The sequence below is a fragment of the Paraburkholderia sp. FW306-2-2C-D06C genome, assembly GCF_058781505.1.
Genome location: NZ_JBYSWU010000022.1, coordinates 70,019 through 82,609, shown reverse-complemented (window position 1 = coordinate 82,609; position 12,591 = coordinate 70,019). Strand labels below are relative to the sequence as shown.

Below are 12,591 nucleotides of genomic sequence, written 5' to 3'. Positions count from 1 at the left end.
TCGCGTGGCGCCACAACGTCCCCAAGCAAGTTTTCTTCAGTAAAGATGCATGCAGGTCGGACCAGCACTACGGCGGTCACGTGTAGCACGCGTGTATAAGCTCCCCTCTTCCCGGAAAATCTCAACCATTTTCGTCACCCGGATCCATGAAAGTCACTATCGTCGGAACAGGTTATGTGGGCCTCGTCACCGGAGCCTGCCTCGCAGAACTGGGTAATGACGTGTTGTGTCTCGATGTCGACGCAGCAAAGATTGACCTGCTAAACAGCGGTACTGTGCCGATCTATGAACCGGGTTTGTTGGAGATAATCGCCCGCAACCGGGACGCCGGACGTCTCAAATTTTCAACCGATATCGCAAAGTCAGTTGCACACGGCGATATCCAGTTCATCGCGGTAGGCACGCCGCCCGACGAGGACGGCTCCGCGGATCTGCAGTACGTGCTTGCTGCTGCGCGCAACATTGGCCAACACATGACCTCGTTCAAGGTTATCGTCGACAAATCGACAGTCCCGGTCGGCACTGCGGAGAAAGTGCGCAGCGTGATCGCGGAGGAATTGACGAAACGCGGCACAGATGTGCAGTTCGCGGTGATCTCGAACCCGGAGTTTCTGAAGGAAGGAGCTGCGGTCGAGGATTTCATGCGACCGGATCGCATCGTAATCGGCTCTGAATCCGATGTGTCTGGTCTGCGCGCAAAGAGCGTGATGGAGCAACTTTATGCACCGTTCAATCGCAATCATCAGCGCACGCTGCACATGGACGTGCGCTCGGCCGAATTCACCAAATACGCGGCCAATGCCATGCTCGCAACGCGCATTTCCTTCATCAACGAACTCGCGAACCTCGCGGATCGTGTCGGGGCGGATATCGAGCACGTCAGACGCGGGATCGGATCTGATCCCCGAATCGGTTACAGCTTCCTTTACGCCGGCTGCGGCTACGGTGGCTCCTGCTTCCCGAAGGACGTACAGGCGCTGATGCATACCGCTAGCGAGTACGACATGGAACTGAATATCCTGGCGTCGGTCGAGTCTGTGAACCACCGGCAAAAGACAGTGCTGTTCGAGAAGATCCAGCGTCACTTCGGGCAAATGCTCGACGGCAAGCGCTTTGCGATCTGGGGCCTCGCCTTCAAGCCAAATACCGACGATATGCGGGCGGCAACCAGCCGGCTACTGATTTCAGAGTTGATTCGCTGCGGCGCGTCGATTAGCGTGTACGATCCGGTTGCGCTTGAGGAAGCCCGGCGTAGGTTAGCGGAAGATCTCGACCCGGACGGCTACGAACGCGTCCACTTCTCAAAAGAGCGCGACGCGGCGCTGCGCAACGCTGACGCGTTGGTGATTCTGACGGAGTGGAAGGAGTTTCGCAGCCCGGATTTCGAGCAGATGAAAGCGGCACTGAATGACACGGTCGTATTCGACGGACGCAATCTCTACGACCCCGGTGAGATGCGCGATAGCGGCTGGACGTACTACACGATCGGCCGCGATGCGGCGGCCTGCACGACATACCCGCCAGCAAGCGGTGCTTCGGTTCATCCCATACGTCGAGTTCAAGATGCTCCGGAATCGCTCGTTGAAATGCGTGTGCCCGTGTAGGCGGATCGCCAACGAGGCGAGTGACTTCGATCCGTTGTGGTTTGCCGCTGACGGCGCCAATGGAGCTGATGGATCGACCTGTAAATGGGTAAGCCGCGTATGAAAATGAAAATCTTATTAGTGGCGTTAGCGTTGATGGTGACCGCCCTCTCCTGTGCATCGGCCAGTGCACAGAGCAGCTCGGACAAGGCACAGGACCAGCATTCTCGCCGCAGCCAATTGCGCAAAGCACAGTCCGCGCCAAAGTCATCCTTGAGCCCCCTGTTAGGTGCGCCGCATGACTATGAGAATAGATACCTGTCGGGCCTTAGCAACGAGCCTGACGAAGGCAACGAACCGGACGAAGACCAGACGGCCAGCTACAGGCTCACGCCGGTTGAACAATTGCTGTCGCCCAAGTTAAACGATCGCGGGAACCCTTCCTCGGCGGAAACGACAACACGCGATGATGTAAGTAGTGGGCGTCTCATCGGGGCGCCGCGCAAATCCCATGCGCTCGAACGGGCTGCTGCTACCCGATACTCATCGTCCACCTCGCAACTCGATTCATTCAGCAGTTCAACCGCCGTGCACACAGCGGGTTCCGTCTACAGATCTCCTTGGTAAGGAATTCGCTACTCGCCTGTCTTATCGCCTCGAGCGGCGGATCGAAGTACAAACACAAATGTTCAATTGAACCCAACCAGGATGCGCGTTAAAGCCGCCCATCCGGTAAGGGCTTGCAACCGGGATGCCATAAACGGCGTGCCCTTGCGGTAGGCAACAGAGTTTCGATCAGCGCGGACAGTTCGTCATCAATGATTGGCTTGTCCATCCCCTTGCTCCGTCTGTTACGACAGTCATGGTAGTCACGGCTAACAGCTCGCCGAAACTGATAACGGCCGCATCGGGTCTTTTTGAAGCCGTCTCTTGAAACGATTTCATGCAAAGAAATTCCGGAAAATCAATCGAATGTGGACCCCAACGTCCAAAGGAAACCTCATGATCCTGGTAACGGGCGGCGCCGGCTTTATCGGCGCCAATTTCGTGCTCGACTGGCTCAATGCGTCGGACGAAGCAGTGCTGAACGTCGACAAGCTGACCTACGCCGGCAATCTCGGTACGCTCAAGTCGCAACAGGCCAATCCCCGCCATGTTTTCGTGCGGGCCGATATCTGCGATCGTGCTGCGCTCGACGCGCTCTTCGCCGAACACAAGCCGCGCGCCGTGCTGCACTTTGCTGCGGAAAGCCACGTGGATCGCTCGATTCACGGCCCGGCCGATTTCGTGCAAACCAATGTGGTCGGCACCTTCACGTTGCTCGAAGCGACCCGCAGCTACTGGAATGCGCTCGGCGACGCCGACAAGGCCGCGTTCCGCTTCCTGCACGTCTCGACCGACGAAGTGTTCGGTTCGCTCTCCGCTACCGATCCGCAATTCTCCGAAACCACGCCGTACGCGCCGAATAGCCCCTATTCGGCCACCAAGGCGGGTTCCGACCATCTGGTGCGTGCCTACCATCACACGTATGGCCTGCCGGTGCTCACCACCAACTGCTCGAACAACTACGGTCCGTACCAGTTCCCCGAGAAGCTGATTCCGCTGATGATCGCCAATGCGCTGGGTGGCAAGGCGCTTCCGGTGTACGGCGACGGTCAGAACGTGCGCGACTGGCTGTATGTCGGCGACCATTGCAGCGCGATCCGCGAAGTGCTCGCGCGCGGCGTGCCGGGCGAGACGTACAACATCGGCGGCTGGAACGAGAAGAAGAACCTCGATGTCGTGCACACGCTGTGCGATCTGCTCGATCAGTTGCGGCCGAAGGCGGGCGCCTCGTACCGCGATCAGATCACCTATGTGACGGATCGTCCGGGCCACGACCGCCGCTATGCGATCGACGCCCGCAAGCTCGAGCGCGAGCTCGGCTGGAAGCCGGCTGAAACGTTTGAAACCGGCCTCGCGAAGACGGTTCAGTGGTACCTGGACAATCAGGCATGGTCCGACGAAGTCGCTTCGGGTGAGTACCGGAAGTGGGTTGAGACCAACTACGCGCAGCGCGCGTAAGGGCACGGCTATGGCGCGCAAAGGCATTATTCTCGCAGGCGGATCGGGTACGCGGCTGTATCCGATTACCCATGTCGTATCCAAGCAGCTGCTGCCGGTCTACGACAAGCCGATGATCTACTACCCGCTGTCCACGCTGATGGTGGCGGGCATTCGCGACGTGCTGATCATCTCAACGCCGCAGGACACGCCGCGCTTCGAGACCATGCTCGGCGACGGCAGTCAGTGGGGCATGAATATCCAGTACGCAGTGCAGCCGTCGCCGGACGGCCTCGCGCAGGCGTTCATCATTGGCCGCGACTTCGTGGGTAACGATCCGTCGGCGCTGATTCTCGGCGACAACATTTTCTACGGCCACGATCTCGCGAAGCAGCTGGAACGCGCCAATGACAAGGATCAAGGCGCGACCGTCTTCGCCTATCACGTGCACGATCCGGAGCGCTACGGCGTGGTCGAATTCGACAAGCAGTTCCGCGCGCTGTCGATCGAAGAGAAGCCGGTCAGGCCGCGCTCGCACTACGCGGTCACTGGTCTGTACTTCTACGACAGGCAGGTGTGCGATATCGCCGCCGATATCAAACCGTCGCCGCGCGGCGAACTTGAAATCACCGACGTCAACTCGCGTTATCTGGCGAACGCCGCGCTCAATGTGGAAATCATGGGGCGTGGCTATGCGTGGCTCGACACGGGCACGCACGATTCGCTGATCGAAGCGGCAACCTTCATCGCGACGCTGCAGAAGCGCCAGGGTCTGGTGGTTGCGTGTCCGGAAGAGATTGCATACCGGAAGCAGTGGATCGACGCCGAGCAGCTGCTGACGCTCGCCAAACCGCTCGCGAAGAACGCCTACGGACAGTATCTGCAAACCATTCTTACGGACCAAGTTGCATGGCCATCCAAGTAACCGCTACGGCGCTGCCCGAAGTCAAGATCATCGAGCCGAAGGTGTTCGGCGATGCGCGTGGTTTCTTCTTCGAAAGCTTCAATGCGCTTGAATTCAGCGAGCGTGTGGAGGCCGGCGTCGAGTTCCTGCAGGACAACCACTCGCGCTCGGCGAAGGGCGTGTTGCGTGGGCTGCATTACCAGATCCAGCATGCGCAGGGGAAGCTCGTGCGGGTGGTTGAAGGCGAGGTGTTCGATGTGGCTGTCGACATCCGCAAGAGCTCGCCGAATTTCGGCAAGTGGGTCGGCGTGACGCTGTCGGTCGACAATCATCGGCAGTTGTGGGTGCCGCCGGGTTTTGCGCACGGCTTTGTCGTGTTGTCTGAATCGGCTCAATTCCTCTACAAAACCACCGACTACTGGTTCCCGGAGCACGAGCGCAGCATCGTCTGGAACGATCCGGCCATCGGCGTCGAGTGGCCGATCGACTTCGAGCCGTTGCTGGCTGCGAAGGATGCGGCGGGCAAGAGGCTTTCGGAAGCCGAATGCTTTGCATGAGAACCTGTGGCGGCGTATCGGCACAAAAACGCGCGGCCTCTTCGTTCCGCGCGATCTTTCCGAGCCATTCGAGAAGTGTATTGCCGCCGCACTTCCTTGATTTACTTCGGTGCGTCGCTGAACTCGGGTGCCGGCAACACCTCGTCGCCGGCACCTGCAGTGAAATTCTGGTTCAGCAAGTTCGGCGCCATCGGCAGGTCGTGCTTGAAGGTGGCTGTCGCCCGGAACTTGCGCTTCTGCCTGCAGCGCAATCCCCGCTTTGCGCGCAACGTCTTCAGTCGCCCCTTCAAAACTCATTCAGCGAGTTTAAGGAAGCCACGTGAGGGATGTGAAAGCAGGCTCATCGCAGCGAAGTCGACGACCCCACGCAGGACCACCGCCGACCACGAGAACGAAAAAGCGGGCTTGAGGCCCAGTCGAGCGAACACGCGCAGCAACCAACTCAGGTTATAGCCGACGGCGCAGCACCGCACGCACGGCATCGCCGGTTTGTCCTTTGAGCCAGCAGTGTCGCATGTCCCGCTCCTGCTTCACGTGTTCGATGATCGATGGCCCGTCGCCGTTTCAGCCATCGCGGCTGAATGCCTGACAACGTTTTGCTCTTGACGCGATGCATGAGCTGCACTGGCGCAACAAATGAATTTATTGGCACTGCAAGACTAATTGTCTGACGATTTTTAAATCGCTTTGGCAGCACGTTTCCCCCAAACCTCTTTTTTTAAAAAAAACACAATCATGGCAGCGGTCAGCACAAACTCCGTAAGAATGACGCTGTAAATAACGCCAGGTACCCCCCAGTGCTTTATTGCCGGAATTGCATAGAGTAGATGGGCGCAAGATCCAATCACGTAGATCGTTCCAATGCTTTTACTGTATCCCCTTGCGACCATATACCATTGACCGAAGACCACAGCCAATCCGACTATTGCTGGAATTGCAGCCATCTTCTCAAAATAAACGGCAGCAAGTAAATTCCCGCTCCCAAAGTACACTGCTGCCAAATTGCGCCCAAACAACGCAATACACAAAGCTATGGAGATGGAAAGCAACGAAAATGGCAATCCGTATCTTTTTAAGCTTTCCAGAAATTCCTTATTATCTGTGTAGGCACAAATTTTCGGGAAAATTGCCTGAGTAAAAGGTAAAAATATACCCTGCACGGCAACACGTACTTTATCAGCGGCGCCATAGCTCCCAACACTGCTCGCCGGAAAATAAGCCCCCAATATAATCGTGTTGAATGTTGTATAAAAGCTGGTCGCGATTGATGAAATGAAAAGCGGAAATGCCAACCGATACGAACTTGAAATATCGGACCACGTCGGGATATATAAACGCGTTATCGTTCCGCGAAACGAATACACCACCAATATCACGCCGGGAAAGAGGAATGTAAAACTGTTGATAAATAGCGCAACTGACGTATCCTGCGGCGACTTAACGAATAGAAACGTAGATATCGTGATAATTGCTCGAGCGCCTACGGTGGTGACCGAAATTGGGCCCATGCGCTCGATTCCTTGATACAACCAGATAGGGTAGATCGCGTTTCCCAGGACTGCCAGGCTAGCAATGCCTCCGTAGGTCCATATAACTTTCGTTGCGTGAAGTTGGAACAAAGTTAGTGCGGCGAAGACTATCGAAACGCAAACAAGCAGCAGCTTTGCCGCGATAGTAATTGAAAAAATCTGGCTTATCTCGCTCGGAGAACTGCGTGCCTGAGAAATCTGCCGAGTGACTGTAAATCCAAATCCGTAGTCCACAAGCAAAATCGCATATTGCGTGTACGCCAAGATAAGAACATACATTCCATATTCAGAAGCCCCAAGCACACGGAGCAGATATGGTAATGTGATCATCGGAAAAAGATAATTTGAGCACTGCACAGCCAAGAGGAAAATGACATTTTTTCTCATAGTCTGCCCGGCGATACGGGAAATGAATTTTTATTAAATCGCCCGAATCGATCTTTCAACGCACGGGCAATCTTCATCTCGACAAATCGGCCGCTAAAATGAGAGGCGTTCAAAGTCGACCCAAATATCACAACTCTGAATAGCACAACCATTTCCGGGCTATTTATACTCATATGTAGTTTAAGTACGAGAGACTTTAAAAAAACCAACTATCGGATGCCAAAGATAGAAGCTATAGCTGATTGCCTCCATATATTGGAACGGCGCCGGTCCCAGCTACCTTGTTAAGCAGTTCCTTCCTGAATTGCTACATGAGCCTCCTCCCCCTGCACTAGCCAACAGTTGGCACACAAATATGTCGTGATACAGATAAAAACATAAAGGATCAACTTCCGCAGCACGCACCCAGTTTGCCGCCGTCTTCATTGACATTTAGAGCCCGCGCTGCCGCCGCACCAACGCTGTCGGTCATTGCGCGCTACACCACATCTTCACGAACTTCTTTTTTTTGTAGGCGGCATGGGGATCCGATTCATGTATGCCTCCATTCCTGATTTCCGGAATGTTGGTCTTCACTTTCGTCAGCAACTTCGCCCTACCGTCCCGTATTTTTGCAGAGCCACACGCGCCATCATCCGAAACCGAAAGCGTAATTCATGCACCACGAGAAGGCTGCTTTCTGAGACCTGTAACACCCGGGGGACGGCGCATTGGTAAGCGAAATTTGCTTCGAAAGCGCCAAAGACTATGTAAATGATACCGCCCTGCGCGACTCCAAACACCGGCAGAGGATTGTCGTTGGTGCTCATGCGTCAGCGACGCACCTGGGACACAAACCACCCGATACCCCGCCTGCCATACGCGCGCGCAAAGGTCTACATCCTCCATATAGAGAAAATATCGTTCGTCCATCCCGCCCAGGGTTTCATAAAGCTCAAAACGAACAATGAAACCGGTACCCATTATCCACTCTGCATCGAATGGAACTTCCGCAGACCACGCTTCGATCATCATGTGACGCTCAATACGCATTTTGAACCCACGTAGCCGCCCGAGAGAGGATCGTCTACCGATGATGTCAAGCAGAGAGTAAAAACGACGCGCCGAATATTGCCTACGCCCGTCTGGGTATATTAAATCCAGACCGACGAGCCCCACCTCTGGTTCCCGCCCAAACAGTCTCACCGCTTTCTTCACACTGCTATCTAGAAAATACGTGTCTGGATTTAATACCAAAACAAGCTCTCTTGAGCATGCGGCCATCCCCAAATTAACACCTGCACCGAAGCCTCTATTAAGCGACGCACGCACCAAACGAACACCGTGCGGCAGCTGCGAGCGCAACGTCCTGTACGATTCGTCTGGCGAAGCGTTCTCGACCACCACGATCCCTGTTACGTCCACGATCGAATGTTCAATCAAAGAATGCACACATCTCAACGTCAAGTCAGGAGTACGAAAATTAACAATGATCGCATTTAAAATTTCACTACCCTTCATGTTCTTCCCCAAGTTAACTTCTATGTCTTATTTTCCCAACCTTCAAAGCATTCCCTAGCGCGCTCACATTAGCGCGTCACGGTGCATTCTCCCTGCGGTAGCATCCATCAAAACGTTTCGCGACATCTGCGCGGTCTTCCTCCAGGAAAAGTCAGCAGCCCGCCGCAGTCCCGCTTCGCTCAACGTCCCACGCAATACGGGATCACGCACAAGTCGCACAATTCCATCCCCTATTGCGCTAACATCGTATGGATTCACCATTAGCGCCGCCCCGTTCCCTACCACCTCCGGAATCGCAGTAAGGTTCCCGGTCATGGTTGGAACCCCGCAAGCCATTGCTTCTAAAGGCGGCAGTCCAAAACCTTCGTATACGGACATATATAAAAAAGCTTCCGCAGCCGAATATAGAGCTGGAAGCAGTTCATCGGCCACATGACCCGTAAAATGCACTCGGGGAGGAACAACACCTAAGCCTGCATCCTGAAATACAAGCCTCTTACCCACTGTCCCACTCAATACAAGCCACACGTCGCCTGGAAGTTCACGATAAACCGCCCCCCAAGCCTCCAACACCCTCCCCAAATTCTTCCGAGGCTCTAGCGAGCTAACGCTCAATACGTATCTGCGACTTGGAAGGCCCAACGTATCAATTGCCATCCTTGATTCTTCAAATGATCGGGGAGAAAACCGCTCATCCACTCCGTTTGGTATTACAACGACACGCTCGGGATCCACGTTAGTGTGCGCAAGAATCCGAGACCGCGTGAACTCCGATATTGCAATCACACGTCGAACTCGCGGGATTAATCTAGGAAATAAAAACTTATACCATGCGCAAAATGACGAAGTTAGCCATTCCGGATGATCCAAAGGAACCATATCGTGCACAGTAAGAACTTGGTTCCTGACCAAGAGTGGACCACTATTACTTGGACTCCAAAGTAATGCACCTCTCGACCGAAAGGGAAGAACAAGCTGCTCCCATAGGTGCCCTCCAGCACCGCTTTTTATGACCGTTGGACTAACTCGACTAACGTCATGGTCCAAATGTTCTAGGAGCGCGCCCAAGTACCGTTGCACACCGGTTAGCGGGGGCCTAAGGATCTTGCTATTAACAACAATATGACTTGACATACCAACCCCTTTTATTGGTCACCGGGCGATATAAATTCCGAATCTACTACACTGTTTATTTATTTAAATCCTCGGAGATAATTCCCAAAGGCTAACAGACGTGGGACGTACATTCTGCAGCGGAAGTACAGCAGTACCATTCACGATGCGAACGATAAACGACGAGACTCTTTGCAACCCTACTTTCTCCAAGTCGACCTTCTTACCCTGTTTGCGATAGAGATACGCATTGCTATGATCGCTGTCAATTGAATACCGCACCACTTGAACCTCTGATCCAAATTTCTCCAAGCCACCAAACGAAACATTTAGCTTAACGAATCTGGCTCTATCACGAAAATTCGAATAATCCCAATTTTCATTGACCACAAGAAGGTCTACTTTTTTGGAATCCCCTGCACCGATAAAACTTAGGGAGCTTTTGCTAGCGATAACATCCAGTCGCGTGTCTGGAAGGCGCAAAAACATTCGAGCTACGTTGTAAAGTGCTTTTGGGGTCGTTTCGTCCGAAAGCAAAAAACCCGGCCAACCCCAGTTGTCTGATCGATCCTGTTGGTGAACGTGATCCCGAAGTATTAGCGGCATGGCTTCCTCAATACCACCCGATAACATCTCAAGTACAAACTTCGCGCTCCAAGCCGCGCCGACCTCGCTTCCGTTCGCAATACCCACTCGATCCTCCTCAGTACTGGTACGCGCCCCCCACTCCGTGACATAAATCGGGACATTATCTAATCCAAATCTAGATAGCGTGGATCGATAGAATTTAATTTCATCTAAAAAGCCAGGATAGGGACCAAATGCCAGCTCACCATCGAGCGGTGAATTGTTTCCATAAAAATGAAATGAAAAAAAATCCAACCTCAACTTCTCAACGGTAACATCTTTAATAAATTCAGAAGCCCAATTTAGCGATCCAAAATGTAGCGTATAGGGGGTAATATCCGGCCCGCCAATCCTAAAGGATAGACTCGGGTACTCCGCTCTGAGTCGCGTGGCGGCGTTTGACCAGGCGTGATATAAGTTCAAATACGCCTCATACATTCTCCGATCCCCCGCTGGCAATGTTCCGGACAACAACCACCTCGTCCCGTTAATATCAGGCTCATTGCCAATCTCAAAATCTGCCGAATCAAATCCTTGATCGATTGTTACAAATTTCAGGAGGGCGTGAGCGTATTCCTCGTACGTTTCATAATCACGAATCCCGAAGTAACCCTCATTCGTTAAATAGGCAATCGCGGACTGGGGACGCCCTCCAATTACCAAATGAGGCTTAAGATGGTACTTTCTGCAGTCCGCCAATCCTGGCAGCAGAGATGTAAAATTGAACACAAGATCGCCACCGCGCTTCGTTCCTTGCGTTGCTTCTTGCGATTCAATATTAATCATCCTAATTTTCTTAATATCAATTAAGCGAAGCGCATTCCAAGCCTGATCGGAAATCGGCTCCTCCCAGGAACCGCCGGAGAAATACGATTTAAGGCGGTGCATTCCTTCAGAATCGTTGAAACCATCGATCCTCTTGGATACGCGAACATCGACAACCGAAACTTGTGAGGAGTACAAGTTCGGTGATTGAGCGCTGGCCTCCGCAATAGTCGCGGCTATTAGCAGGCTGAAAAAAACGCAAACCGCAGAATTATCCATTATTCACCTCGCGACTTCGGCTAACACTTACATCTGCGCGCAGTGCTACAAGTACAAACAATCCAGCCCAAAAGGGGAAGAAATTCACATCGGGGAGGGCTATAAATTGAGCCGAAATGAGCACCAACAAGAACAATGATACGGCCCTTCTTTCTTTAAAGCCCTGACTATCAAGCTCGGCCTCCTTGAGAGCCGAAATTACCGTCTTGTAAAAAAATAAAACAAAAATAAAAAACCCGAAGCACCCGATATTTCCGAGTAGATTGAGCGCGAGGCTGGAGGTGCGATGACTTCCCAACCCAACCCCAAGGCCATAAGTATTAATAATTAGGTTTAACGTAAAAATGTCCGCCGCGCCTCGAACCTGCGCCGAACCCGACGATAGCTTATTAACGATCAGAACATCAAAAAGTTCGCCTAGCCCCGCCCAATATAGAAAAATGATCGATAGCGCCACAACAAATAACACTAGTGCGGCGCGGCGCGCGCCCATAACAGCGAGATATATTGCCGCCCCGAATGCCACTGCCCCGGCACCAGCTCCAGAAAAACTCGAAACAAGCATGGTCAATACCAGCAATACAGCGAATGCGTACTTTTTCCCCATTGAGAGCAACGCAAAAAATGCCGCCGCCATCACTCCACCAAAATACGAAGCCTCTGTAAATGTTGAATTAACTCTATTCAGACCCTCGACCACCTGACCATATTGCTGAGATAATCCTATGTTGCTATATAAAAAATCATCTGGAAATGGAAGATATCCATAATTTGAAGCGATTTTCCAAAAACCAAAAATCGTGGTTGTCAATAGCGCAGCAACGAACCATTTAAAAATACGAATCCCGCCGATCCTCTTCGAATTAAAGTAAAATAAGCATAGAGTGCCCACGTTCAAGGTGAAATATACGCATTGCGCTATATTCCCAACTCCGAATTTCAGGGGACTTCCACCGTAGAGAAAAGCATAGTCCATCCCTTTGTCCGGCACATAAATCGTGATCCCTGAGAACACAAAAGGCAACGAAAGCGCTGTTCCAACAGAAAAAATATCGAGTATAAATGCAAGTACCAACCAGACCGGCGGGCGCGACGGAACGCGCAGAGGCAATAACGCACATCGCACAATGAACGTTACCTCCGACACAACAAATGGCGACACACCTTTTTGCGCGAGATTGACAACGGCTGCGGCATGAAAGATGGATGCGAAAACCACCAGTGCTGCGCTTGCTCTAATAGGCAAGAGCAACGCAAACATCGAAATTGGAATCCAAATAACACCGAACGCCGTGATTTCCATA

The 12,591-nt window shown here is 52.8% G+C and carries 10 protein-coding genes; 5 read left to right on the top strand and 5 right to left on the bottom strand.

The genetic code is table 11. From position 1 onward, the window contains the following. Positions 1-146: 146 nt before the first annotated feature. From AC3WLT_RS18440 to rfbC, 5 genes are all read left to right on the top strand, one after another. Positions 147-1,604, top strand: coding sequence for a UDP-glucose dehydrogenase family protein (locus tag AC3WLT_RS18440; protein ID WP_492593132.1), 1,458 nt, complete (start codon positions 147-149; stop codon positions 1,602-1,604). Between the two features lie 99 nt (positions 1,605-1,703). Further along, a complete protein-coding gene (locus tag AC3WLT_RS18435) occupies positions 1,704-2,210 on the top strand; it encodes a hypothetical protein (RefSeq protein ID WP_492593131.1) in 507 nt (168 codons plus the stop codon). Positions 2,211-2,585: 375 nt separating this feature from the next. Next, positions 2,586-3,647 carry a dTDP-glucose 4,6-dehydratase gene (gene rfbB / locus AC3WLT_RS18430; protein WP_492593130.1) on the top strand — a complete coding sequence of 354 codons (1,062 nt, stop codon included), beginning with the start codon at positions 2,586-2,588 and terminating at the stop codon, positions 3,645-3,647. 10 nt (positions 3,648-3,657) lie between these two features. Then, a complete protein-coding gene (rfbA, locus tag AC3WLT_RS18425; RefSeq protein WP_492593129.1) occupies positions 3,658-4,551 on the top strand; it encodes a glucose-1-phosphate thymidylyltransferase RfbA in 894 nt (297 codons plus the stop codon). After that, the gene (rfbC, locus tag AC3WLT_RS18420) at positions 4,536-5,087 is read left to right on the top strand and encodes a dTDP-4-dehydrorhamnose 3,5-epimerase (protein ID WP_492593128.1); all 552 of its coding nucleotides are present in this window, start codon (positions 4,536-4,538) and stop codon (positions 5,085-5,087) included. The genes rfbA and rfbC overlap by 16 nt, the downstream gene beginning before the upstream one ends. A 677-nt stretch (positions 5,088-5,764) precedes the next feature. Here the strand turns inward: rfbC and AC3WLT_RS18415 are convergent. From AC3WLT_RS18415 to AC3WLT_RS18395, 5 genes are all read right to left on the bottom strand, one after another. Continuing rightward, on the bottom strand, positions 5,765-7,003 hold the full coding sequence (locus AC3WLT_RS18415) for an oligosaccharide flippase family protein (protein ID WP_492593127.1): 1,239 nt from the start codon (positions 7,001-7,003) through the stop codon (positions 5,765-5,767). A 654-nt stretch (positions 7,004-7,657) separates the two neighbouring features. Then, on the bottom strand, positions 7,658-8,503 hold the full coding sequence (locus AC3WLT_RS18410; RefSeq protein ID WP_492593126.1) for a glycosyltransferase family 2 protein: 846 nt from the start codon (positions 8,501-8,503) through the stop codon (positions 7,658-7,660). A 63-nt stretch (positions 8,504-8,566) separates the two neighbouring features. After that, complete coding sequence (locus tag AC3WLT_RS18405; protein WP_492593125.1) at positions 8,567-9,637, bottom strand: glycosyltransferase family 4 protein; 1,071 nt, start codon at positions 9,635-9,637, stop codon at positions 8,567-8,569. A 63-nt stretch (positions 9,638-9,700) separates the two neighbouring features. Beyond that, the gene (locus AC3WLT_RS18400; protein WP_492593124.1) at positions 9,701-11,287 is read right to left on the bottom strand and encodes a GH39 family glycosyl hydrolase; all 1,587 of its coding nucleotides are present in this window, start codon (positions 11,285-11,287) and stop codon (positions 9,701-9,703) included. Further along, on the bottom strand, positions 11,280-12,590 hold the full coding sequence (locus tag AC3WLT_RS18395) for a hypothetical protein (RefSeq protein ID WP_492593123.1): 1,311 nt from the start codon (positions 12,588-12,590) through the stop codon (positions 11,280-11,282). The genes AC3WLT_RS18400 and AC3WLT_RS18395 overlap by 8 nt, the downstream gene beginning before the upstream one ends. Position 12,591: the final 1 nt, after the last annotated feature.